Source organism: Lactobacillus colini (assembly GCF_017874575.1).
Taxonomy (GTDB): Bacteria; Bacillota; Bacilli; order Lactobacillales; family Lactobacillaceae; genus Lactobacillus; species Lactobacillus colini.
In genome coordinates, this window is sequence record NZ_JAGGLU010000004.1 from 125,540 (window position 1) to 150,908 (window position 25,369).

General features: G+C 35.8%; 27 protein-coding genes and 2 tRNA genes. 4 read left to right on the forward strand and 25 right to left on the reverse strand.

Annotated features, from left to right (window positions below):
- Positions 1-6 precede the first annotated feature (6 nt).
- The 17 genes from yidD to J2Z60_RS05030 form a co-directional block, all read right to left on the reverse strand.
- On the reverse strand, positions 7-297 hold the full coding sequence (gene yidD / locus J2Z60_RS04950) for a membrane protein insertion efficiency factor YidD (RefSeq protein WP_209686571.1): 291 nt from the start codon (positions 295-297) through the stop codon (positions 7-9).
- 11 nt (positions 298-308) lie between these two features.
- Positions 309-494 (reverse strand): DNA-directed RNA polymerase subunit beta, encoded by a 186-nt coding sequence (locus J2Z60_RS04955; RefSeq protein WP_209686572.1) that lies wholly within the window; start codon positions 492-494, stop codon positions 309-311.
- 2 nt (positions 495-496) lie between these two features.
- On the reverse strand, positions 497-1,489 hold the full coding sequence (gene mreB / locus J2Z60_RS04960; RefSeq protein WP_209686573.1) for a rod shape-determining protein: 993 nt from the start codon (positions 1,487-1,489) through the stop codon (positions 497-499).
- 93 nt (positions 1,490-1,582) lie between these two features.
- Positions 1,583-1,813, reverse strand: coding sequence for a DUF1146 family protein (locus J2Z60_RS04965; RefSeq protein WP_209686574.1), 231 nt, complete (start codon positions 1,811-1,813; stop codon positions 1,583-1,585).
- A gap of 57 nt (positions 1,814-1,870) precedes the next feature.
- Positions 1,871-2,311, reverse strand: a complete 441-nt coding sequence (locus J2Z60_RS04970; RefSeq protein WP_209686575.1) for a F0F1 ATP synthase subunit epsilon — start codon at positions 2,309-2,311, stop codon at positions 1,871-1,873.
- 11 nt (positions 2,312-2,322) lie between these two features.
- Positions 2,323-3,768 (reverse strand): F0F1 ATP synthase subunit beta, encoded by a 1,446-nt coding sequence (atpD, locus tag J2Z60_RS04975; protein ID WP_209686576.1) that lies wholly within the window; start codon positions 3,766-3,768, stop codon positions 2,323-2,325.
- 24 nt (positions 3,769-3,792) lie between these two features.
- Complete coding sequence (locus J2Z60_RS04980) at positions 3,793-4,740, reverse strand: F0F1 ATP synthase subunit gamma (protein ID WP_209686577.1); 948 nt, start codon at positions 4,738-4,740, stop codon at positions 3,793-3,795.
- Between the two features lie 17 nt (positions 4,741-4,757).
- Positions 4,758-6,269, reverse strand: coding sequence for a F0F1 ATP synthase subunit alpha (gene atpA, locus J2Z60_RS04985; RefSeq protein ID WP_245328720.1), 1,512 nt, complete (start codon positions 6,267-6,269; stop codon positions 4,758-4,760).
- A 20-nt stretch (positions 6,270-6,289) separates the two neighbouring features.
- The gene (locus J2Z60_RS04990) at positions 6,290-6,835 is read right to left on the reverse strand and encodes a F0F1 ATP synthase subunit delta (protein ID WP_209686579.1); all 546 of its coding nucleotides are present in this window, start codon (positions 6,833-6,835) and stop codon (positions 6,290-6,292) included.
- Entirely contained in the window at positions 6,835-7,335 is a 501-nt protein-coding gene (gene atpF / locus J2Z60_RS04995) for a F0F1 ATP synthase subunit B (protein WP_209686580.1), read from the reverse strand. Before atpF ends, J2Z60_RS04990 begins: the two co-directional genes overlap by 1 nt.
- A 46-nt stretch (positions 7,336-7,381) precedes the next feature.
- On the reverse strand, positions 7,382-7,597 hold the full coding sequence (gene atpE, locus J2Z60_RS05000; RefSeq protein WP_209686581.1) for a F0F1 ATP synthase subunit C: 216 nt from the start codon (positions 7,595-7,597) through the stop codon (positions 7,382-7,384).
- 17 nt (positions 7,598-7,614) lie between these two features.
- The gene (gene atpB, locus J2Z60_RS05005) at positions 7,615-8,331 is read right to left on the reverse strand and encodes a F0F1 ATP synthase subunit A (protein ID WP_209686582.1); all 717 of its coding nucleotides are present in this window, start codon (positions 8,329-8,331) and stop codon (positions 7,615-7,617) included.
- Between the two features lie 92 nt (positions 8,332-8,423).
- Positions 8,424-9,053 (reverse strand): uracil phosphoribosyltransferase, encoded by a 630-nt coding sequence (gene upp, locus J2Z60_RS05010; RefSeq protein ID WP_209686583.1) that lies wholly within the window; start codon positions 9,051-9,053, stop codon positions 8,424-8,426.
- Between the two features lie 127 nt (positions 9,054-9,180).
- A complete protein-coding gene (locus J2Z60_RS05015; RefSeq protein ID WP_209686584.1) occupies positions 9,181-10,179 on the reverse strand; it encodes an L-threonylcarbamoyladenylate synthase in 999 nt (332 codons plus the stop codon).
- Entirely contained in the window at positions 10,179-11,021 is an 843-nt protein-coding gene (prmC, locus tag J2Z60_RS05020; RefSeq protein ID WP_209686585.1) for a peptide chain release factor N(5)-glutamine methyltransferase, read from the reverse strand. The genes J2Z60_RS05015 and prmC overlap by 1 nt, the downstream gene beginning before the upstream one ends.
- Positions 11,014-12,102, reverse strand: coding sequence for a peptide chain release factor 1 (prfA, locus tag J2Z60_RS05025; protein ID WP_209686586.1), 1,089 nt, complete (start codon positions 12,100-12,102; stop codon positions 11,014-11,016). Before prfA ends, prmC begins: the two co-directional genes overlap by 8 nt.
- A gap of 30 nt (positions 12,103-12,132) precedes the next feature.
- A complete protein-coding gene (locus J2Z60_RS05030; protein WP_209686587.1) occupies positions 12,133-12,735 on the reverse strand; it encodes a thymidine kinase in 603 nt (200 codons plus the stop codon).
- A 140-nt stretch (positions 12,736-12,875) separates the two neighbouring features.
- Here J2Z60_RS05030 and J2Z60_RS05035 point away from each other — a divergent pair, with 140 nt between their 5' ends.
- Positions 12,876-14,228 carry a Mur ligase family protein gene (locus tag J2Z60_RS05035; RefSeq protein ID WP_209686588.1) on the forward strand — a complete coding sequence of 451 codons (1,353 nt, stop codon included), beginning with the start codon at positions 12,876-12,878 and terminating at the stop codon, positions 14,226-14,228.
- Between the two features lie 32 nt (positions 14,229-14,260).
- Here J2Z60_RS05035 and J2Z60_RS05040 read toward each other — a convergent pair whose 3' ends face one another.
- Positions 14,261-15,280 carry a serine hydrolase domain-containing protein gene (locus tag J2Z60_RS05040; protein WP_209686589.1) on the reverse strand — a complete coding sequence of 340 codons (1,020 nt, stop codon included), beginning with the start codon at positions 15,278-15,280 and terminating at the stop codon, positions 14,261-14,263.
- A 105-nt stretch (positions 15,281-15,385) separates the two neighbouring features.
- Here J2Z60_RS05040 and J2Z60_RS05045 point away from each other — a divergent pair.
- Together J2Z60_RS05045 and J2Z60_RS05050 are read left to right on the forward strand one after the other, a co-directional pair.
- Positions 15,386-15,457 (forward strand) — tRNA-Glu (locus J2Z60_RS05045).
- A gap of 5 nt (positions 15,458-15,462) precedes the next feature.
- A tRNA-Gln gene (locus J2Z60_RS05050) sits at positions 15,463-15,535 on the forward strand.
- Between the two features lie 402 nt (positions 15,536-15,937).
- Here J2Z60_RS05050 and J2Z60_RS05055 read toward each other — a convergent pair.
- The 3 genes from J2Z60_RS05055 to J2Z60_RS05065 all read right to left on the reverse strand — a co-directional run bounded on the left by J2Z60_RS05055 (position 15,938) and on the right by J2Z60_RS05065 (position 19,429).
- Positions 15,938-17,314, reverse strand: coding sequence for an MFS transporter (locus J2Z60_RS05055; RefSeq protein WP_209686590.1), 1,377 nt, complete (start codon positions 17,312-17,314; stop codon positions 15,938-15,940).
- An 81-nt stretch (positions 17,315-17,395) separates the two neighbouring features.
- Positions 17,396-18,736: a glucose-6-phosphate isomerase gene (locus J2Z60_RS05060; RefSeq protein WP_209686591.1), complete on the reverse strand. Its 1,341-nt coding sequence runs from the start codon at positions 18,734-18,736 to the stop codon at positions 17,396-17,398.
- Between the two features lie 75 nt (positions 18,737-18,811).
- Positions 18,812-19,429: a VanZ family protein gene (locus J2Z60_RS05065; protein ID WP_209686592.1), complete on the reverse strand. Its 618-nt coding sequence runs from the start codon at positions 19,427-19,429 to the stop codon at positions 18,812-18,814.
- A 166-nt stretch (positions 19,430-19,595) separates the two neighbouring features.
- On the opposite strand from J2Z60_RS05065, the gene J2Z60_RS05070 reads away from it, so the two are divergent.
- Positions 19,596-21,761, forward strand: coding sequence for an LTA synthase family protein (locus tag J2Z60_RS05070; RefSeq protein ID WP_209686593.1), 2,166 nt, complete (start codon positions 19,596-19,598; stop codon positions 21,759-21,761).
- 41 nt (positions 21,762-21,802) lie between these two features.
- Here the strand turns inward: J2Z60_RS05070 and J2Z60_RS05075 are convergent, their stop codons facing one another.
- From J2Z60_RS05075 to manA, 4 genes are read right to left on the reverse strand one after another with little or no spacing between them, the layout of a single operon-like run.
- Positions 21,803-23,239, reverse strand: coding sequence for a sensor histidine kinase (locus J2Z60_RS05075; protein ID WP_209686594.1), 1,437 nt, complete (start codon positions 23,237-23,239; stop codon positions 21,803-21,805).
- A gap of 2 nt (positions 23,240-23,241) precedes the next feature.
- Complete coding sequence (locus J2Z60_RS05080) at positions 23,242-23,940, reverse strand: response regulator transcription factor (protein WP_209686595.1); 699 nt, start codon at positions 23,938-23,940, stop codon at positions 23,242-23,244.
- Positions 23,940-24,335, reverse strand: coding sequence for an SdpI family protein (locus J2Z60_RS05085; RefSeq protein ID WP_209686596.1), 396 nt, complete (start codon positions 24,333-24,335; stop codon positions 23,940-23,942). Before J2Z60_RS05085 ends, J2Z60_RS05080 begins: the two co-directional genes overlap by 1 nt.
- Positions 24,336-24,360: 25 nt before the next feature.
- A complete protein-coding gene (gene manA, locus J2Z60_RS05090; protein ID WP_209686597.1) occupies positions 24,361-25,329 on the reverse strand; it encodes a mannose-6-phosphate isomerase, class I in 969 nt (322 codons plus the stop codon).
- Positions 25,330-25,369: the final 40 nt, after the last annotated feature.

The following is a 25,369-nucleotide window of genomic DNA, read 5'->3' on the forward strand; positions in this document are numbered from 1 at the left end:
TATCTCCTATTTGTGTTTGTGAAAAGCTTCAGCAATTATTGGATCCTCATAACGTTCTGGATGAGGATTACGCCTAAGAGTAAAATTATCTGGAACAGGATCCACACCACCTCTAATAAAGGGATTACACCGAATAATACGCGATACTCCCATAATTAACCCTAAAATAGCACCATGCTTCTTCAATGCGGTTATCATATACGACGAACATGTCGGATAATATCTACATGATGGTGGTAGAGCTGGTGAAATTATCTTCTGATAAATTCTAACTAAGCCAATCAAAATCTTCTTCATTATACAATATCTTAACTTAAAAATTGAAACAATTTAGCCCATGTGGAAGGAAAGAATATCGCAAACGGATTCGATCCTGCAACTCCACAGCCTACAAAAGCACCAATAATCAAGGCTAGCAAAAGATATAATATTACTTTACCTATTTGCTTTAAATGTTTCAATAAAATAGCTGAATTAAAAACTTTATTATCCATAATTAGCGTTTCTTGGTATGTTGTTCAATGTTTTGTAATAAAATTCCGGTCCCTAAAGCTACAGCTTCTAATGGATCATCTGCTGTTAGAACAGGAACTTGAAGATAATAAGTAATTAAACTATCCATATTTCTAAGCAGTGCCCCACCACCGGTTAACATAATACCGCGATCAATAATATCAGCGGAGAGTTCCGGCGGAGTTTGTTCTAGAACTTCTTTTGTGGCTGCTACAATCGACATTAATCCATCTTGCAAAGCAACCTGAATTTCTGGAGCAGTAATTGTAATTTGCTTAGGTAAGCCATCAACAATATCACGACCTCTAACAGTCATCGACTTATCAGGGTCAGGCTTAAATGCAGCCCCAATTTGAATTTTAATTTGTTCTGCGGTTCTCTGACCAATTAGCAGATTCTTCTCATTTTTAATATAGCTGATAATTGCTCTACTCATTGCATCTCCTGCCCATTGTAATGAGCGGGAAGTTACAATCTCTCCCATAGATAAAATAGCAATGTCGGTAGTACCACCACCAATATCAATTACCATATTACCTTGGGGCTTAAATATATCTAGCCCTGCACCAACAGCTGCAACTTTAGGTTCAAAGTCAAGATAAACTTGACCTCCACCAGACTTCTCCGCAGCTTGAATTATTGCTTTTTGTTCAATTGAAGTTATTCCAGTTGGTGCACAAATTAAAATATTAGGTTTAGACATAAAACCTTTAACATTTAATTTTTCAATGAAATAACTTAACATTTCTTCTGTAATATCAAAATCCGCAATAACACCATTCTTAAGTGGGCGAATTACACGAATATTCCCAGGGGTACGTCCTACCATCTCATAGGCGTCAGTTCCCACTGCGACAACTTTATCGGTATTAGTATCTACAGCTACAACAGACGGTTCGTTTAAAACTATTCCTTTACCTGATAAGTTAATCAGTACATTAGCTGTTCCTAAATCGATTCCTATATCTCTTGCCACGTTTGTGCCTCCAGTATTTAATCAATAAAAATTGTAACACAAAAGTGCGATTACTTTAAGAATTACCATTAACTTAGCTATTCTTAATATTTTCTAAAACAATAGTTTTAAGGCAATTGATTGATCTATCAATGCTAACAAAAATTGAGCTACTAAGTATCCTAATGCAATTGCTAAAAATAATAAAAATGCCTGAATTTCAAAAGTATGACCCTTTCTAAAGAATTTATCAACTCGTAAAGACTTTACAATTCTAAAGGAAATACCAATAGTTATCAAATACGTAATTATACTAACTAAAGCATGTGCTCCAACTTGTTTCATTTTTACTCCATTTATTACATAAAAAAGGGCCGACTTAAAGTCCGCCCTTTAATTATATTACTTACCGTAATTATCATGAACATTTAATCTGTTAACGGCACGACGTAAAGCAATTTGAGCTTCAAGATATTCTCTATCATTGTGCTTGGCTTCTGCTTCGCGCATATGTTCTTGTGCACGTTCCTTAGCTGATTGAGCACGTTGAACATCAATATTTCGAGCTCTTTCAGCACTATCGGCAATAATGGTAGCTACATTATCAGAAAATTCTACATAACCACCATTGACCGCAATATGGTCTATGCGATCATTCATGTCATGACCACGCTTGACTTTCACTTCGCCAATAGTTAGTGGTACGACAATTGGCAAGTGATCATGCATAATTGTAAGATCACCATCAATTGCACGCATTTCCAACATCTTAGCACGATGTGAATAAATTTCGCCATCAGGTGTTACGACGCTTACTGTTAAAAGTTTATCTGGTTCTGCCATCGCGCATCACCCTACTTTGCTTCTTCTAACATTGCTTTAGCTTCAGGATTCTTAGGAGTTACACCCATTTCCTTAGCCTTCTTAATAACATCCTCAATTGGACCAACGTTACGGAATGCATCTTCAGGAAGATCATCTAACTTACCGTCGATAATCATCTTAAAGCCTTTGATAGTTTCCTTGATTGGAACATATGAACCAGGTACACCAGTAAACTGCTCCGCAACAAAGAAGTTCTGAGATAGGAAAAATTGAATTCTTCTTGCGCGAGAAACAATTAGCTTCTCATCGTCTGATAATTCATCCATACCTAAAACAGAAATAATATCTTGTAATTCTTGGTAACGTTGTAAAATGTGCTGAACTTGTACAGCGACTTGGTAGTGGTCTTCACCAACAACTTCTGGATCCAATGCACTAGAAGTTGATTCCAAAGGATCAACAGCTGGATAAATACCCTTATCAACTAAACTACGTTCCAAGTTAGTGGTTGCATCCAAGTGTGCAAAAGTAGTAGCTGGAGCTGGGTCAGTATAGTCGTCAGCAGGCACATAAACCGCTTGGATAGAAGTAATAGAACCCTTCTTAGTAGAAGTAATTCTTTCTTGTAATTGACCCATTTCAGTAGCTAAAGTTGGCTGATACCCAACGGCACTTGGCATACGTCCAAGAAGTGCTGAAACTTCTGAACCAGCCTGAGTGAAACGGAAGATGTTATCAATAAAGAGCAATACGTCTAAGCCCTCAACATCACGGAAGTACTCTGCAATTGTCAAACCAGTTAAGGCAACGCGCATTCTGGCACCAGGTGGCTCATTCATTTGACCAAATACCATAGCTGTCTTGGCTAAAACGCCAGATGCTTTCATTTCAAAGTAAAGGTCGTTCCCTTCACGAGTTCTTTCACCAACACCGGTAAATACTGATATACCACCGTGTTCTTGAGCGATATTGTGGATTAATTCTTGGATAATAGTAGTCTTACCAACACCGGCACCACCAAACAAACCAACTTTACCACCACGAACATAAGGTTCGAGTAAGTCGATAACTTTGATACCAGTTTCAAGAATTTCTTCACTAGTGCTTAGTTCATCATACTTAGGAGCACTCTTGTGGATGCTGTCGCGTTCAATATCGTCAGGCAATGCTGGACCACCATCGATAGGGTCTCCCAAAACATTGAACACACGACCTAATGTAGCTTTACCAACAGGTACAGAAATTGGAGCTTTAGTATCTTCAACTTCCATACCACGTCTCAAACCGTCGGTAGAGTCCATTGAGATTGTTCTTAAAACGCCATCACCAAGTTCAAGTGTTACTTCAAGAATGATAGTCTTGCCGCTATTATTTACCACACGCAAAGCGTTATTAATATCAGGTAAGTCTTTACCGATTGGAAATTCTACGTCAACGACTGGTCCAATAACTTGAACAATTTCGCCTTTGCTCAAAAACATCTACCTCCTTTTCTATTGTTATTCTAAGGCATTAGCACCACCGATAATTTCGGTAATTTCGGTAGTAATTTGTGCCTGTCTAGCTCTATTTAATTTTATCTTCAAACCAGAAACCACATCATCTGCATTTTTAGACGCACTTTGCATTGCCGTCATTGAACTGGCATGTTCTGCAGTTTTAGCATCCAAAATAGCGCCAAAAATCATAGATTTAGCAAATTGTGGCAAAATAGCTTTCAACACAGAATCTATATTGGGCTCAATTAAATAATCTTTAGGCATAGTGTCTTCATGATTAATGTCAATATCAGAAATTGGCAACATCTTTTCAACACGAAATGCTGAAGTTAATGTATTTACATGGTGAGTATAACAAACATATAGTTCATCATAAACACCATTGAGGTACATCTTTACAACAGTTTCAATGACATCTTTAACTTGATCATAACTTGGGACATCATTAATACCGCTATATTCATAAACCACATTAAGATTTTGTTTTTTGAAAAATTGAGCAGCAACGCTACCCACAGTTAAAATCTTGACATCCTTATTCTCAGCTTCAGAATCTTTAAAAATACTCATCATATTTTTAATGACTTGGCTGTTATAAGAACCTACTAATCCCCTGTCACCACTAATTACTAAATAACCAGTAGATTTTATTTTCTTGCGAGGCTGAATTAATGATGTTAAAGTTCCCAAATTAAAAATATCGGAATAGTCCATCGAGCTAAAACTCTCTGAATCCATTTCAGAACTCGAAAGTTTGCTCAAAATCTGAGAACTCATTAAGTGAGAAACAGTTGTCCTGATCTTATCATTATAAACAGTGTAGCCTTGGTCCAATTTTTCAGTTTGATTAAGCTTAACTCCAGAAACCATTCTCATGGCTTCAGTTATTTGACCAGTTTTTTGGATTGAAGCAATCTTTTTCTTTAGTTCAAGGAGAGATTCTGCCAATGAAAAAACCTCCTCTTCTAATTTTTAGTGATTGTAAAACCTTCGTTGAAGTTCTTCAATGCTTCTTTTAGCTTATCTTCATCAGGTAACTCACCTGTCTTACGGATAACGTCAAGCAAGTCATCATGATTACTTGCAAAGTAATCATATAATTCAAGCTCATAACGTTGAATATCGGGAACAGGAATTGAATCAATAAAGCCGTGAGTCAAAGCATAAAGTATCAAAACTTCGTCTTCAACAGGAAGTGGCTTATGAAGTGGCTGCTTCAATACTTCAACAGTACGGCGACCACGATTTAATTTAGCTTGAGTAGCTTGGTCTAAGTCACTACCAAATTGAGCGAAGCTTTCCAGCTCACGATATGAAGCTAAATCAACACGCAAGGTACCAGCAACTTTCTTCATAGCCTTGATCTGCGCACTACCACCAACACGAGAAACAGATTCACCGGCATTGATAGCAGGACGTGTTCCAGCAAAGAATAAATCTGCTTCCAAGAAAATCTGACCATCAGTGATAGAAATAACGTTAGTTGGGATATATGCAGAAATATCCCCAGCTTGCGTTTGAATAAATGGTAAAGCAGTCATTGAACCGCCACCAAGCTTAGCACTTAACTTAGCACTACGTTCCAATAAACGTGAGTGTAAGTAGAATACGTCACCTGGGTAAGCTTCACGACCAGGCGGACGACGAAGAAGCAAGGAAAGTTCACGGTAAGCAACAGCTTGCTTGCTTAGATCGTCAAAGACAATCAAAACATCCTTACCATTGTACATAAACTCTTCACCCATAGCAGTACCTGCATATGGGGCAATATAAAGCATTGGTGCTGGTTCACTAGGACCTGCTTCTACAACGATTGTATAGTCCATGGCACCAAAACGCTTTAAGGTTTCAACAGAATTCTTAACTGTTGATTCCTTTTGTCCAATGGCAACGTAAATACAAATTACATCTTTACCCTTTTGGTTGATGATAGTGTCCAATGCTAAGGCTGTCTTACCAGTCTTACGGTCACCGATAATTAATTCACGTTGTCCTCGACCAATTGGAACTAAAGCATCGATTGCTTTGATACCAGTTTGTAAAGGTTGGTTTACGGATTGTCTATCCATAACACCAGGAGCTTTACTTTCAATAGGTCTAGTTTTATCAGTCTTGATTTCACCTAAACCGTCAACAGCTTGACCTAAAGGATTTACGACACGACCGATCATAGCATCTCCAACAGGAACTTCCATGATTCGACCAGTACGTTTCACTTGGTCACCTTCACGAATATTGTCAAATCTACCTAAAATAATGATACCAACATCATTAGCTTCAAGGTTTTGGGCAATACCATATGAACCGTTAGAAAATTGTAACAATTCACTTGAAAGTACATCGTTTAAGCCATGAGCTCTGGCAATACCATCACCAACATAAGTAACAGTACCCACTTCGTCAACGTTGAGCTTATCGTCGTATTTTTCAAGTTGTTGTTTGATCAAAGCACTAATTTCTTCTGCTTTAATGCTCAATGGTTTCACCTCTTTTATAATTAATTATTTATTAATTGCTCACGAATTTGTTGCAATTTAGTTCTAATAGAACCGTCAATTATGCGATCCTCAACTCTGAGGATTACGCCTCCTAAGATATTAGGGTCAACTTCATCAGTAAGGATCAAATCATTCAATCCATACTTTTTAGCATATGCTTTGCTAATCTTTTGGAGTTCTTCATCGCCTAACTTCACAGCACTTATAACTGTACCTTCAGCGATGTTTCTATACTTATTGTATAGTTGATCAAAAGCTTCAACTATAACAACAAATTCTGCAAATCTATCATATTGGAGCAAAAATTCTAAGAAATTCCTACTTTCAGCAGATAAACTTTGAGAAAAAGTATTTAAAAAACTCTCTTTTTCATTTTTAGGTAAAATCGGATCAGCCAACAAGCGAAGCATGTCAGGATTTTCATTTACCACTTGAAGTAAAACATTCATTTCTGAATGAACTTCTTCAAGCTCGTTAGCGTCTTCAGCATATGCAAATAAAGCCTTACTATATCTAGCAGCGATTTCTTCTCTACTTAAAGACATTAGTCATTCAGCCCCTTGATAAATTGATCTACCAAGTCCTTTTGATCTTCAGCAGATAAACTTTTAGCAATTACCTTTTCAGCAATCGCTACTGATAAGTCAGCTACTTGATCACGTGCTTCGTTCAAGGCATCTTTCTTAGCTTGAACAGCATCGGCATTGGCCTTTTTTCTAATAGCAGCAGCTTCAGAATCCGCATCATTAATAATAGATTGCTTCGTCTTCTCTGCATTACTCTTTGCAGTAGAAAGAATTTGTGTTGCCTCTTGTTTAGAGTCTTTCAACTCTGCTTCTCTTTGATTAGCTAAAATTTCCGCTTTCTTGCGGTTGCTTTCTGCTTGTTCGATATCATCAGTTATCTTCTTACGACGTTTTTCCATCATATCAGTAACTGGTCCCCAAGCAAAATGCTTAACTGCCAACAGAAGAATAGCAAAGATGACAAGGTAATAAATCATATCACCTATACCTAACTTCAAGGCTGCAAACATAAATTGCATGTCTTACCCTTCTTTCTAGTAATTACGAATAAATTTAAAACGCGAATTACTTTAAGAAAAGAATTAAGAAACCAATAACGATTGATAAGATAGGAACGGCTTCGATCAAACCAACACCGATAAACATAGTAGTTCTTAAATTACCTGAAGCTTCAGGTTGTCTTGCCATACCTTCAATAGTTTTTGAAATAACTTTCCCGTTACCGTAGGAAGCTGCTAAGGCAGCTAAACCAGCGGCAATTGCGGCAGCTAAATACTTCATATAAAAACCTCCGTAAATTATTCTTGTGTAACCTTATTACCAATATAAACCATAGATAAAGTTACGAATACATATGCCTGGATAGAGCCAATAAAGACAGAGAAGCCTTGCCAAATAAGTGTTAATGGTGCCGAAGCGATGATCGTCCAAAGACCTCCACTTTTTGCTAAGCGACCTCCAATTAAGGTTAACAAAACTTCACCGGCATAAATATTACCATAAAGACGTAACGACAATGTCAAGAAGTTAGTAAACTCTTCGATTAAGTTAATTGGAAGCAAGAATCCAACAGGTCTTGCATAATTACTCATATAACCTCTAAACCCAAACTTACGAACACCAAAGTTAAATGATAAAAGCAATGTCATCATTGCCATAGTCATAGTAATCAATGGATCGGCGGTTGGGGATTTGACAAGGACATGTTCGTTAACTGTAAACTCAAGAAACAATCCTAACTGGTTCATCATAAAGATGAACAAAAATAGTGTGAAAGCGTACAAAGACAAGTGCTTTTGAGCATCTTCATCCTCAACATTATCTTTAACGATATTGTTGGTAAACTCGATTAAATACTCAAGTAGGTTTTGCTTCTTATTAGGCTTCAACGTAATTCTACGTGAAAGATAATAAACCAAAGCAAACACCGCAATTGCCATTAACGTACCACCTAAGCAGTTAGTAAGATTGAAATTCAAGCCTAGGAAATTAACGATAACAGGTTTCTCACTCACTTCGTGACCTCCCTTCTTGTGCTGAATACCTCAAACACATTTAAAATCATAACACCCAAATTTCACAAATTCAAAGCTTTTTTGAGTACTTTTTATTTAGTGCCAAATAGGCGATCACCGGCATCTCCCAAGCCTGGGTAAATGTAACCGTTTGCCATTAATTTTTCATCTTCAGCAGCAGCATAGATATCTACATCAGGATTAGCTTCTTGAACAGCCTTAACACCTTCAGGTGCTGCAACTAAAACAGCTAATCGAATATTCTTAGCGCCACGCTTTTTAAGAGCTTCGATAGCCATATTAGCAGAACCACCGGTAGCAAGCATCGGATCAACGACTATACATTCACGTTCTTCAATGTCAGGTGGCATCTTGAAGAAATATTCATGTGGTTTCAATGTTTCTTCATCACGATACATACCAATGTGTCCAACCTTAGCAGATGGAATCATTTGTAAAACGCCATCTACCATACCAAGACCAGCACGTAAAATTGGAACGATAACTAACTTTTTACCAGCTAGCTCCTTTTGTGTTGATTTACCAATAGGTGTTTCAATCTCCACGTTCTTCAATGGTAAATCACGTGTCATTTCATAAACCATTAAGCCACCAATTTCACCAACAATTTGTCTAAATTCGTTAGTACCAGTGTCTTTTTTACGAATGATCGTTAACTTATGTTGGATCAACGGGTGATTCAAAACAGTAAACTTTCCCATAATGGCCTCCTATTTTTTAAATAATACTTCGTTGACTATTTTAGCAGAGTTTTTGTGTAATGTTGCGATAAAATATGTTTTCGCATTAAAAAAAGCGAGTTTTTTTAATGCTCGCTTTTAATTAAGATTATTTAGCTAAAAAATGATGTCCAGCTGCCGACTTATTAAGTCGATTCATATAAGCTGCACTAATATTCCCCTTGCTAAAACCCTGGACATAAATTTCATGAATGTGATTTTCATTATCAAAAAATCTCAATGCACCAAAAAGGTTATGGGCAGCTTCATCAATTGAATCTCCCAAATTAAATTTATTATCACTATTGATTTTAGCTAGCACTGGATTAAGGGCAGCTACACCAATATTAGGACCTTGTGGAATCTTTTGAAAGTCTTCTTCCTTATCAACAATATAAACTGGGGCACTTGGCGCATAATGGCGGTATTTCATTCCTGGAGCCTTGGGTATACCTTTGGTTTGGGTTGTCCCTTTATTCATCAAAACTTCTTGGCCTAAAACTTGCGCAATTTCTTGGGGAGTTATCTCACCCGGACGCAAAACTATCGGCTGATCAACTGATAAGTCAACAATGGTTGACTCCAATCCAATCTCGGTTGGACCATTGTCAATAATCCCTGCAATTTTACCATTTAAATCATGATACACGTGCTGGGCGGTAGTAGGGCTTGGCTTAGTAGAAGTATTGGCAGATGGGCCAACAATTGGATCTCCTAATTTAGAAATTAGTTCATGTGTTAATTCATCATTAGGACACCTAAAGGCTGCCGTAGGAAGTCCTCCTGTAACTGCAGTTGGTAGAGAATCTTTTTTGACAAATAAGATAATCGTTAATGGACCAGGCCAAAAGTGTTTAATCAACTTTTTAGCTTTTTCTGGTACTTGGTCAACGAAGCGCGACATCATCTTTTCATCAGATACAGTTACAATCAGCGGATTGTCACTTGGACGCCCTTTAGCTTCATAAACACCTTTTACAGCTTTTTCATTTGTGGCTAAAGCACCTAGGCCATACACAGTTTCTGTTGGGAAAGCAACTAGTTTTCCTGCTTTTAAAAGAGTAACTGCTTCTGGAATTTCTTCTTTTTTAAAAATTTTAGTTTCCATTACTTCTCCCACTTTCCATGTATCATACGAGGCTTACCAGCAATATCATCCCTAAACTCAATCTCAAAATCTGGCAACTCATTTGCGAATAGCTGCTGTAAAGCTGCTTTTTCACTAAAGCCAAATTCCATAAAGAATTGACCTTGAGAATTTAAGTGATCTCTAACTTGCTTGACAAACTTACGATAAAAGTCTAACCCATCTTCTCCACCATAAAGAGCTTCATCAGGCTCATTATTGATGACATTTTGATCCATTAATGACTTCTCACTAAGCTTAATGTAAGGCGGATTAGAAACAATTAAGTCAAACTTAGCCAAGCCTACTAATACATCAGCCTTTCTAGTAGTGACATCTAAATCATACTTCAAAAAGTTTTCTTCACTTATTAGCAAAGCCTTGTCAGTAATATCACTTGCATAAAGATTCAGATCTTTAATACCTCGCTTCTTAGCTTCACTAGCTAGGGCTGTCATAATTGCACCTGAACCAGTACCTAAATCTAAGACAGTATCACTATCTTTAATATTCTCTAAAGCCCACTGAACTAACTCTTCAGTTTCAAAGCGGGGAATCAATACACCCTTCTCTACTAAAATCTTATAACCTAAAAACCAAGCATAGCCCAAAATATATTGTGGGGAATTACCCAGCAATAATTTTTTCATGTCTTTTTGAGCTTGTTTTTGCTGTTCAGGGGTTAACTCATCCTTAAGATGCAGTTGAAATTGACTTGGAGTATAGCCTAGTCGCTCACCTAAAACATAATCTACATCTTCACTAAGAAGTTGAGGATCATCATTTAAAGTTTTCTTTTTGATTTCTTCTAGTGTTTTAGGCATTTTCTTCAGCCATCTTCTCTAATTGTTGTGTTTGGTAGTAAAGAACCAGTGCATTGATAATTTCATCAAGTTCGCCATTCATGATTCGATCCAACTTATTCAAAGTCAAGCCAATGCGATGATCAGTAACACGATTTTGAGGGTAATTGTATGTTCTAATTCTCTCCGAACGGTCACCAGTACCGACAGCATTTTTACGGTTAGCATCATATTCAGCTTGGTTTTGGCTTTCATAGTAGTCATAAACACGTGACTTCAAGATCTGCATAGCCTTTTCACGGTTTTGTTGTTGTGATCTTTGGTCTTGCATTGCAACTACAATTCCAGTTGGCAAGTGTGTCATTCTAACAGCACTAGAAGTCTTATTGATGTGCTGACCACCAGCACCAGATGAACGATAAACATCAACACGAATATCCTTAGGGTCAATATCAATATCTACTTGTTCATATTCAGGCATAACCGCTACTGTAGCCGTTGAAGTATGAACACGACCTTGCGATTCAGTTACAGGGATTCGTTGTACACGGTGAGCACCATTTTCATACTTTAATTTTGAATAAACTTTATCACCAGTAATCATGATTGCAACGTGCTTATATCCACCAACTTCAGTTGGCTCTGAATCAATCATAGATACATTCCAACCTTGAGTTTCAGCGTATTTTTGATACATTCTGAGTAAGTCGCCCGCAAATAAAGACGCTTCATCCCCACCAGCAGCACCGCGAATTTCCATAATGATGTCTTTATCGTCATTAGGATCTTTAGGCAGCATCAAAATCTTAATATCTTCTTCAAGTTCAGCAACTTCTTTTTCTAATTCAGAATTCTCTTCTTTAGCCATCTCAACTAAATCGCTATCTGATTCATTAGAAATGATATCTTTATTGTCACTGATTTCTTTTTGGTCAGCTTTATACTTGCGGTATTTTTGCACAACTTCACGCATATCAGCTTCTTCTTTAGAAATCTCCATATAGCGCTTAGTATCATTAATGACTTCAGGGTCAGCCATCATTTCCTGAAGTTCTTCATAATGAGCTACTAACCCTTCCAATCGAGCCATGACTTTATCCATCTATTAACTATTCCTTTCCTTATCTAGCTTTTAATTTCTTTCTTCACCTGGATGAAAATAATGAAAACGACAAACTGGATAATATGATTCATCTCCACCAATCTGTACTTGTTTCCCCTCATACACTGGAGTTCCATCGCTAATTCTTAAATTCATTGTAGCCTTATGACCACAATAATGACAAATAGTTTTCATTTCTTCTATCTTATCAGCAAAAATCAGCAGATTTTCACTACCTTCAAATAAATGATTTTGAAAATCATTCTTTAATCCAAATGTCATTACCGGTATTTTTAATTCATCTACAATTTTAGCGCATTCTAGCACGTGATGTCTTTTTAAAAATTGAGCTTCATCAATTAAAACACATGCTATCTTACCATCACCAGCAGCAATATCTTTTTGGTTAGCATTTTTAACATAATCAAAAAGATTCAGATCGTCTTCAATTGGAGTAGCCTTGCGGTGTAATCCGATTCTAGAAGCAACAGTTCCGACACCGCTGCGGTTATCTAAGCCACTAGTCATCAGGACAATCTTTCTTCCTTGAGCTTCATAATTATGAGCCACCTTAAGAATTTCAATCGTCTTGCCGCTACTCATTGCACCATATCTAAAAAACAATTGAGCCATATTTATTTCCCCTTCTTTTCAAAATTCCTGCTTAATAAGTATAGTAGAAAATATAATTTTATGCATAGAAAATAGAAAAAAGTCGTTTTATCTTAATCTATATGCTATAGTTAAAACTAGTTTTAAAGTGAGGGATGAAAATGAGTTTTAAATCAAGTATTGCCACTATTGGTGGTAAGTCTTCATATTGGTTCTTACATAACGTGTTAAAAGGTGGGACAAGTTTTCCGGGTAAATTTGCCATGAAAATTGATCCTCAAGTTTTAAATTCTCTATCTAAAGGCTACGAAACTATTATTGTTACTGGTACTAATGGTAAGACTATGACTACCGCTTTAATTGTTGAAGCCTTAAAGAAAAAATATGGTGATATTCTAACTAATCCATCTGGAAGCAATATGCAACAAGGAATTGTAACAGCCTTTTTAGCACATAAAAATAAAAAAGCTAAAAAGAAAATTGCTGTCCTAGAAGTTGATGAAGCTAATGTCAAGATGGTTACTAAATTACTCCATCCAAAATACTTTGTCTTAACGAATATTTTTAGAGATCAAATGGATCGTTATGGCGAAATATACACCACTTACGAAAAAATTATTAATGGTATTAAACTAGCACCAGATGCTACTATTATTGCAAACGGTGACGCCAGCATCTTCTCATCAGTTGACTTACCTAATAAAAAGATTTTTTATGGCTTTAACTTATCTAATGATAAGGCAAAAAATGACTTCAAAGCTCCAGTTAATACCGATGGCGTATTGTGTCCTAAATGTGATCATATTCTGCACTATCATGAAAGAATTTATGCAAACTTAGGAGACTTCTTCTGTACCAACTGTGGCTACCACAGGCCACACTTAGACTACACTGTAAATAAAATTATTGAACAAACTCCCAATAGCTTAAAGTTCCAAATGGGTAATAAAGAATATTCAATTGGTATTGGTGGAACCTATAATATCTACAACGCCCTAGCAGCTTATACAGTTGCACGTGAATTGGGATTAAGCGAAGATGAGGTTGCACAAAGTTTTGAAAAAAATAAGCGTATTTTTGGGCGCCAAGAGTTAATTAACTATTCTGGTAAAGAAATAGACTTAATCTTAGTTAAGAATCCAGTTGGCTTAGATGAAGTGTTGCACATGCTTAATACTGAAAAGGATAGTTATTCATTAGTAACACTCTTAAATGCTAACCATGCTGATGGAATTGACACTTCCTGGATCTGGGATGCAGACTACGAGGGACTTAATAAAGCTAAAATTCAAAAAATCTTAGTTGGTGGTCAGCGTTGGCACGATATGGGATTCAGATTGGAAGTAGCAGGATTCAATCCGGCAATGATGACCACAGTTACTGACAATGAATCTTTACTTGATGAAATTAGTAAATTGCCAACTAAGAAGGTATATATATTATCAACTTATACCGCTATGTTAGCCCTTCGTAAAACAATGGCAGAGAAAAAAATTATCAAAGCTGGTATGTAAAAAGATGAGCGTACGCTCATCTTTTTTTGCTTTTAATGCTTATAGGTATTCTCTTGTAAGAATGTCGCAACAATTTTTTCTCTAATAGATAAGAATATTTCATTATGTCCACTAGGATGTATTCGATTAGTTAAAACAATCAATCCTGACTGATTAAGCCTGTCCAATAACATGAAAGTCCCAGTAAAACCCGTATGATATAAAATTGGGTGCTTATCAATTGGATCAAAACACAAATCCCATCCCCAAGAACGAGCATGAACTCTCTTAGGGGTGTGAATTGAATATAATTCAGTAATCGTATCTTGACTGATTGGTAAACTGTCATCCCTTAAACCTAAATATCCTTGCGCCATCTTAATTAAGTCATTCATATTTGAGAACATCCCAGCTGATCCACAATCCTTGCCTAATGTGCGAGCTTTAGGATCATGTACGACTCCTTGCAATATCTTCCCGTTTACCAGCAGCGCTGTAGGCACACAATCACCTGCAACAGGGTTAAATGTCGTATTTTTTAGCTTAGCAGGATAAATAACCTGCTCTTTAATAACTTGTTGCACACTTTGATGATAAATTTTTTCTAAAACTAGTCCTAATAAAATAAAATTAGTATCAGCATACCTCATCCTAGTTTCAAATTCTTCAGTTACTGGTAAGTTAATAATTGCCTTTAACAATTCTGGAGCTGGTAATTGATCACGATTAGGTATCCAACCCTTAATTCCACTAGTATGAGTTAACAAGTGAAATAACCTAACTCTCCTATCTTTAAAATCTGGAATAAAGTCATTTAAAGGCTCAGTAAAGTTTAACACTCCATCTTGATATAATTTCAAAAAAACATTGGTTGTCCCTAATACCTTAGTCAAACTAGCTAAGTCGTATAAAGAAAATGGATTAAGCTGTGTCTTATTCGGTATCAAACTAGCTAAACCAATTGTTGAATTAGTTACTTGATCTTTTTTGATAAATGTATAATTAACTCCAGGCACAATGCGATCGCTGATCATTTGTTCAATTAAATGTTGCGTTTTAAAATAATCAATCATAATTATTCTCCTATATGTTAATCTTACCTGATTCAAACTTAAGAAAAAAGTTTTTTAGTACTTGACATTTTGTTCCAGATAACTTATATTTAATTATGTTGATTTTGCCCGTTGGTCAAATGGTTAAGACGCCACCCTCTCAAGGTGGAGTTACGAGTTCAATTCTCGTACGGGTGATTTACTGAGATATAGCCAAATTGGTAAGGCACAGGATTCTGGTTCCTGGATGTTTCGGTTCGAGCCCGAATATCTCAATTTTCTAGTAAGTCTTTAATTTCAAGTGGTTATAAATCTTGAGATTAAAGGCTTTTTGTTTTTTTCGACTTTTTCAAATTATTTGAAAATTCAAAAATAAGAGGTAATTTAAAGAGGTAACCTCTTTTAAGAGTTTAATTAAGCAAAATCGTTTTAAATTGGTATACATTAGTTAATTAAAACAAGTAACAGTTAGTAATTAGTTGTAAAACTAGTTGCTTTTTATTTTTTCGGATTTTCTGAAGATTGTAACAATTGTAGCGATATTTGTAGCAACGAAAATTTAATAAAGCATATATGCGTTAATTTAAGTAAATAACTAAAGAATAGGATCAAAATTATATTTTTTTAAATCTTGACCCTATTCTTTAGCTATAGAAAGTTATTTTTTATTACCTCTAATTATTCTAAATGTAACATTCTCCAATCGCATACTAAGATTAATATTCCCAAAATTGTAGTAAAACAGAATGCCCATTTACTACCTTGAGCGGTTAGAGCAGAGTAAGAGAGTCCACCTTCATTTTGAGAGATTGCAATAACAGCAGCTAAAATTGTCGTTCCCATCGATCCTGCTAGTTGCTGACTAGTCTGGCAAACAGCTGTTGCATCAGCATGTAGTCTACCTGATTGTATCTTCAAAGCCTCAGCCATGGTATTACTAAATGACATTCTGTGTCCTAATACTAGTAGTGAATAAACTACGACAATCATCAATATACTTAAATTTATTCCCCAAATAGCAAACAATATGCAACTTACTATCATTAAACTTGCGCCAGTATAAAGAATAATTCTAGCTCCTATACGGTCATACAAACTACCAAAATATGGATTAAGCAAACCAGCGATAATACTTCCTGGTAATAATATTAAACCAGCAATTAATGATGATTGGTGATCTACAATTTGTGCATAATTTGGCAGAATAAAACTTGTCCCAATATTAATAAATTGTAATAAAAAATAAGCTACCGCACCATAAATAAATGCTTTTTGTTTAAAAACTTCTAAGTTAAGCAATTGTTTATTAGACTTTTTTGATAAGCGGACAAATAATATTAAAAATATAGCTGCAATGAATAGCATCCCCCACAACCAGATATTTTTAATTCCCTTGCTAATCTGATTTAATCCTATTATTAAACTAACTAAGGCCAAGCTTAGCGTAATATAGCTTAACCAAGCAAAACCTAGCTTCTTGGTATTATGATATCTTTGAACATTAAATAAGCCGAATAAAAATATACCTAGTGCAAGAACACTTACTATAATAAAAATCCATTTCCAATTAAAAAAATAAGTTACTGTTCCACCAAATGTTGGTCCTAATGTAGGAGCCATAGCAATTACTAAGCCACCGATCCCCATATAAAGCCCCCATTTATCTCTAGGCATAATCTCAACAATTAGATTAAACATCAATGGGGTACATAATCCAGCACCAAATGCAGAAATAAGTCTCCCAATTAACATAATCAAAAAATTCGTTGCAAAAGCAGAAACCAAACTTCCTACAATGAAACTAATACAAGCAAAAGAAAAAAGCTGTTTTGCACTAAAACGTTGATTTTGATAAGACGAACTAATCATGATAATCGCAATTATCAAAAGATATCCTGTCGTTGTCCATTGAATAGTATCTAAGCTTACTTTGAATTGATTCATTAAAGTCGGAAAAGTAACGTTTAGACTAGTTTCTGTTAAAATTCCTAAAAATGACATAAAAGCAACGGCTAATACTGCACATATATTCTTTACATTTACTTTTTCTTGCATAGAAACTCCTCTTTAAAGCGCAAAAAGAGCAGAGATTAAGACCTCCACTCTTTTCAAAAAATATTTAATTAATTTTAGTTATTAAAGACGCTTAGTTAAGTCGTCATGTAAATCTTCATAACCAGGTTTGTTCAAAAGACCAAACATATTTCTCTTGTAGCTTTCAACACCTGGTTGGTTGAATGGATTAATACCATTCAAATAGCCTGAAATACCTACAGCCAATTCGAACCAGTAGATCAAGTAGCCTAAAGTGTGTTCACTTTGGTCCTTAATATCAACAGTCATAACTGGTACACCACCATCAGTGTGAGCAAGAACTACACCTTCATAAGCACGATCGTTAACATAGTTCATAGTCTTACCTGATAAGAAGTTCAATTGATCCAAGTTTTCCTTATCATCTGGAATAGTAATGTCATGAGCTGGATTAGAAACCTTAACAACAGTTTCCATTAAGTTACGACGACCTTCTTGGATATATTGACCAAGTGAGTGTAAGTCAGTAGTGAAGTTAGCGCTTGATGGGTAGATACCTTTTTGGTCTTTACCTTCAGATTCACCCATTAATTGCTTCCACCATTCACCTAACATTCTTAAGGTTGGTTCGTAGTTTTCAAGGATTTCAGTAGTATAACCCTTACGGTAAAGAATATTTCTAAGAGCAGCATATTGGTATGGGTTATCTTCTTGTGCATTAGGATCAGTATAAGCAGCACGAGCATCTGCAGCACCCTTCATCAATTCATCAATATTACCACCTGCAACGGCAATTGGAAGTAGACCTACAGCAGATAATACTGAGAAACGACCACCAATGTCATCTGGAACAACAAATTCTTCATAACCTTCTGAATCTGCTTCAGTCTTTAAGGCACCCTTTTGACGGTCAGTAGTTGCGTAAATTCTCTTAGCAGCTTCTTCTTTACCATATTTCTTGATTAATTTCTCTTTCAACACACGGAATGCGATTGATGGTTCAGTAGTAGTACCTGATTTAGAAATAACATTGATACTGAAATCTCTGTCGCCGATCCATTCAATCAAGTCATAAAGGTAAGAACCTGAAATTGAATTACCACAAAATACTACAGTTGGGTAGTCGCTCTTTACCTTACCGTAAAAAGCACTGTTTAAGAACTCAATTGCTGCTTGAGCACCCAAGTAAGATCCACCGATACCAATACCAACTAAGACTTCAGAATCACCTTGGATCTTCTTAGCGGCCTTCTTAATACGAGCAAATTCATCCTTGTCGTAGTTAACTGGTAAATCAACCCAACCAAGGAAATCGTTACCTGCACCAGTACCTTCACGTAATTCCTTGTTAGCTGCAGTAACCATTGGTTGCATTTCTTTTAGTTCATTTTCATGAACAAAAGGTTTTAATTTGCTTGCGTCAAAATGTACAACTTCTGTCATTTTTAAACTTCCTTTTTATCTATATTGTTAATTTTTACACATACATCTTTATTTTAGCAGAAAAATTATAAAAAACTAGACGAATTGCTTATGATAATGCAAAATAACTCGATATAGTATATAGCCTACTATAGTTCCGCACACATTAAATGAAACATCATCAATGTCGCTCACACCAGTCATTAAAATAAATTGCAAAGCTTCAATCCCTATGGAGGTAAACATCCCTAAAAAAGTTACCTTCCAAAAACAATATCTTTTCCTTAAAATAATCGGCATCAATAATCCATATGGTACAAACCAAGCAATATTGCCAAAAGAATTATAGAAAAAATCTAGCTTGCTAGCACCATGTACCAGCTTAAATGTTTCTTTCATAAAAATTAAGTTAACATCAGATAAATTGCGATGGAAATTAAATGTAAGTTGCCATGGGAAGTAGGTGTCCCTAAATGTTGTTAACATCAATAACAAGATAAAATAAAAAGTAAACAGCCAAACTGCAACTTCCGAACGGATACTTCTCCTTCTCCTAACCGTCAATAACCACAATAGACGTAACACTACAAATATCAAAAAATAAAACAAAGTCTTGTCTAGACTATAAAAGATCAATTTAATTAAAGCAAAGTGATTAATTCTTCCTGCTAAAGCATGGGTAATCATATCGTATAAAGGTTGTAAAAATAACATAGGCATATCCTTTTATTTTTTTGGTTAATTATACCGTAAATCGACCGAGAATTTTCTACAAGTATTTCATTAAAAATATTACAAAAGTTTCAAACTTACTAAAAAAATTTGTTGTTTCATCAAAAGACCAGTAAAATTGTGAATATATATAAAGGAGTCTATTAAGGTGAACAAATTTAAAATTCAGTTTTGGCAAACAAGAATCGGATTTTTCACATTATTGAATCTATGCTTTTGGCTAAAGTATATGTTTGTCGTATATTTTGATTTTAAGCTAAGTTTAACTGATCCTTATCAGCAATTTATAGTTTGGCTTACTCCCTTGGGTACATCAATTATTCTGTTGAGTTTAGGTTTATACATATCTAAACCAATCTTATCCTACATTAGCCTACTAATTATCGACAGTTTAAATACGATTTGGCTGTTTGCTAATGTAATCTACTACCGTCAATTTTCAGACTTTTTAACTGCTAAGACCATCCAAAACGCAGGCAAAGTCTCCCAAGGCCTAGGCAAAAGTACTGTTGCACTCTTAAATCCTTCAGATATTATCATTTGGATAGATTTAATTGTTATTATTATTCTGCTATGTTTAAAAATCATCAAGCTTGATTCACGCCGTTATGGCCTGACAAGACCCTTTGCAGTGACATCATTTGGGGTCTTTATGCTTAGCTTAAATATGATGCTGGCTGAAACATCTAGACCACGCTTACTACGTAATACGTTTGATCGTTCTTATGTCGTTAAATATCTTGGACTAGATACTTATAGTGTCTACGATGTTGTCAAAAGTGCGCAATCTAACCAAGTGAAAAAAGACGCTACCTCTGACGATATTAGCAATATTCTAAGCTTTACCCAGTATAACTATACTCCAGCATCTAATGTCTATTTTGGTAAGGCAAAGAATAAAAATGTCATTATTATCCACTTAGAAAGCTTCCAACAATTCATAATTGGTTTAAAAGTTAACGGTCAGGAAGTAACTCCATTTTTGAACTCTCTTTATAAGAATAAAAATACCCTGAGCTTCAGCAATTTTTACCATCAAGTTGGACTTGGTCGAACATCTGATGCAGAAAACTTACTTGAAACTGGTACTTTTGGTATTTCAGATGGTTCGCTATTTTCTTCTTTAGGCTCAGAGAATACCTTCCAAGCTGCTCCGCAAATTCTCCGCCAAAAAGGTTATACTTCGGCTGTCTTTCACGGTAATATTGGAACTTTTTGGAACCGAAATGAAGTCTATAAGAACCTAGGTTATAACTACTTCTTTGATGCTAGTTATTTTTCTCAAAATAAAGAAGATAAAATTGGTTACGGACTAAAAGACAAGCTCTTATTTGCTGAAAGTGCTAAATATCTAGAGCGGATGCAGCAGCCCTTCTATACTAAATTTATTACTGTTACTAATCATATTCCATTTGACATGGATAATATTGATAAAGATAACTTTAAAACCGCTAAAACCAGCGACCAAACCGTAAATAATTACTTGGAAACTGCACACTATTTAGATGAATCTGTTCGTGAATTCTTCAACTACCTTAAAAAGACCGGCTTATACAAAAACTCAATGATTGTTCTCTACGGCGATCATTATGGCCTATCAGACAGCGAATATACTGCTCTAGCGCCATTATTAGGACGTAGTGCTAGTTCTTGGAGTGAGTATGATACTATTCAAGAACAAAAAGTTCCTTTCATGATCCACATGGCTGGACTTAAAGGCGGTATTAACAATGAATTGGGTGGCGAAATTGATGTCTTGCCAACCTTGCTCCACTTACTTGGTGTAAATACTAAGAATTACATCCAATTCGGTAGTGATTTATTATCACCTCAGCACCGACAAGTCGTAATCTTTCGTAACGGAACAATCGTCACCCCTGACTACATTATCGTTGGTGGTAAAGGAACCAAGGGGACCGTCTATAATAATCGCAATGGTCAGAGAATAACTAAGTTTACCCCTAAACAAAAAGAAAAAATCAATAAGTTAGCAAAATTCGGCTATGAAACTCTTCATGACTCTGACTTATTAAATAATAAAAACTTGCTACGTTTCTACACGCCAAAGGGCTTTATTCCAAGTTCTCCAAGTCAGTTTGACTATAAGACAAATTATTCTCAAATGCTTGAAATTCAAAAAGAATTAGGTCCAGCTTCGACATCACTTTATTCGCAAAAGCACGGTTCAACTACTAATCTATATTCAACTAATGCTCCTGAAATTAATCGTGATGAGATAAATAAGGTCCCTGCTAGCGTATTAAATGAATTACAAGAAAGTAAACAATCTAAAGCATCATCTAAAACAAAATAACCTTACATAAATAGGCTAGGATCAAATCCTAGCCTATTATTTTATTTTTGATATTTTTCATAACCTTCGTCATATAGGGTAACGGTAAATGTCGAACCTAAATTAGGCTGTGAATCAACTTCAATCTTGCCACCATGTTGCTTAATTAAAGACGACACAATTGCTAGGCCCAAGCCTGATTCGCCACTACCTAGCTTTGCTCTAGAAGCATCAGCCTTATAAAAACGATCAAAAATAAACCTCTTTTGTTCTTCATTCATCCCAATTCCAGTATCTCTTACACTAAATTGGGTTCCATGTTCTATTCTGTGGCCACTAATCGTAATCGTGCCATTTTTAGTAAATTGTAAGGCATTTTGAACCAAGTTAACCATAATCTGGGTAAAGCGATCACGGTCAGCATAGACTTCGATCTTTTCTGGACAATGCAGAACTAAACTGTCATTTTCTTGTTCTGACTTATTTTTCATTTGGGTGAGCAGGTTACTAAGAACAATAAAAGCATTAAACTTTGTCTTTAACAAGGTTAGTTTATTACTGCGAATCTTTTCATAATCTAGATTTTCGTTAACTAATCTTATTAAGCGTCTAGTTTCACTCTGCATCAGGGCTATCGACTTAGGCTTATCCGCTTCTGAAATTGCATTATACTGCAGGCCCTCCAAGATACCGTTAATAGTTGTTAATGGCGTCCTCATTTCGTGGGCTGCATCAGCCATGAATTGATCTCGGCGTTGTTCTTGAGCCTTAATTTCTTCGTGTGATTGTTTTAATGCACTAACCATAAGATTAAAATCATGAGCTAAGTCATCTATTTCATCGGTTTCACCATGATTCAAATGAACATTAAAATTGCCCTGTGCAATCTTCTTAGTCGCCTTAGAAAGACGCTTAACTCGATTAGAAATGAAGTATGAGAGAATAAAGCTTAAAACTAATCCCACCATTAACGTAATTAATAAGGCAGTTACTAAGTTGCGCTTCTCGCGTTTAATCGTTTCTTCTACGTTCTGGACCCTAGAACCAATCCAGAGAATTCCAATGAACTTGCCATTTTGACGCCAAGGATAGAGAATGCTCGTATAAGCATCTCGATTGGAAAAAGACACCCTGCTATCTTCATGATCATTCTTGATCTTGATAACCTTGCCACGCTTTAAGCTCTGAATAATACTTTTAGGAATACTCAACTTAGCTGGCGTTTCTGGATATACTTGCTCGCTCTTATTGTTAAAGATCCGCAAGCTCATATCCTCTCCTTGCATGACAACTTGCATCTTACTTAAAAAATCATGATTCAACCCCTGCTCATCTTCTAATGCTAAGCTTTCTAGTGAACGTGCATATCCTTCTAGACGCTGGTAACTCTGTTCATAAGCTTGGTTAGTAGCAAAATTTAATGCTGAATAACCAATAATTGCAATACTCGTTACAATTATTAGCAAAAATGCAAGCATCTGTTGATAAAACAGCTTCATTTTTAAACCTCAGAATCGTCAAATTTATAACCTACTCCCCAAACAGTTTGAATGACTTGCGGTCCGACTTGCTCTAATTTTTGACGAAGCTTTTTAATGTGGGCATCGACAGTTCGTTCTTCACCATAAAATTCATATCCCCAAACAAGTTCTAATAATTTATCCCGTGAAAAAACTTGCTTCGGTTTTTGAGCCATTGTTAATAAGAGATCAAATTCTTTAGGCGTTATTCCCTCTACCTTCTGGTCATTTAGTAATACTTCACGCCGATCTTTGGAAATCTTGAGGTGCTTAGTCACCACATCGAAATGCATGTGATTATCAACTTTATCAAGATGAGTTCTGCGATATAAGGCCTTAATTCTGGCAATCAAAGCCAAGGGACTAAAAGGCTTAGTCACATATTCATCTGCACCAATACCCAAGCCTAAAATTTGATCAGATTCAGAATCACGAGCAGTCAAAATAATTATTGGTATCTTCTGCGATACTTCTCTAATTTCTTGAGCAACTTCCATCCCATCTTTTTTTGGTAAGTTTAAATCTAAAGTTATGATGTCATACTCACTTTGCTTTTGTTTAAACATCTCAACAGCAGCTACACCATCAAGAGCAACATCGACTTGCCAATCTTCCTTAGCGAAGAAGAGTTTCATCATTTCAGCAACTGAATTATCATCTTCTACCATTAAAATATTCATTATCTTTTATCCCTAAATCCTTTTACTTTTGTGTGTTTTATCTTATCCGGTTCTACATAATCATGCGGCAATTCATGACGTTTCCTTAAAAAGGTCTGTAGCTTCTTTTCAGTTAAGATTATCGGCGCCAGGATAAAGAAATAAAAGGTAAGCAGCCATAAAATAAAAAACTTGTCCCAATTCAAATAGTGAATTAGTGTACCTATTGCCATTTGGATTGCTCCGAATATTACCAAATATTTCCTTGATACACGTTGTGCATAGGCAAAGCTGGCCTTATTCACAGCTGCTAAATATGACAAATAACCATACATCCGATTAGGAACGCTAGCTGGATGCAAAAACCAAATGACCCCCACAGCAAACATTATCGCACCACAAGCTACATAGATCATTTGGTTTTCACTCTCTTTCTAAAAATTATTCCTTACCTGGAGCTGATATAACTAACCTTAAGTTATCACCGCTAAAACTAAAATTCTTCATCTCATTAGTGATAATAAAGTTACTACCTAACTTAATATTATAATCTTTATTATCTACCTTGAAGCTACCATTTCCCTTAATTACAGAAACTAGCATGTAAGGATGATTATCTAACTCCCAGTTAAATGTACCATTTACATCAATTTGCCACAAGTAGAAATGAGGAGATACCGGTGGCTTAGCTAAAGTAGTAATCAGCGCACCGGTAACTTCTTGTTTAGTAATATCTAGCTTAGGATCTGTTGATGGAACTCTTATAGTATCAAGCGATTGCTTAATATGCAAATCCCGTTTTTGACCAGTTTTTTGGTCGATGCGATCCCAATCATATAGGCGGTAAGTTACGTCACTTGACTGTTGCGTTTCAATAACCATAATTCCTTTGGTTAGTGCATGAACAGTACCTGCCGGAACATATAAAAAGTCGCCCTCTTTAACTGGAACATATCGAAATAGCTTATCCCACTTGCCATTATTGATCCAATCTTCTAATTCTTCTTTACTCTTGGCATTATGACCATAGATCAGCTTAGCATCAGGCTCAGCATGTAAAACGTACCAACTCTCAGTCTTACCTGAATCATTCTCATGAATTCGGGCATACTCATCATCTGGGTGGACCTGAACAGATAAATTATCGTTAGCATCTAAGAACTTAACTAATAATGGAAATTCCTTAGCAGCTGGATTACCAAATAGTTCCGGATGAGCTTGATAAACTTGTCGCAAGGTTTCACCTTTATAAGGTCCTTGTGTTACAGTTGATGCATCATTCTTATAACCAGAAATAACCCAAGCTTCGCCAACTTTCCCTTCAGGGATATCATAGTGCAGTTCAGTATTCAGCTTCCTACCACCCCAAATCTTGGGTCTAAAATATGGTGTTAAAAAAATAGGTTCCATGTTAATCACCTCATATAAAGTCTATACCTTTCTTACAATT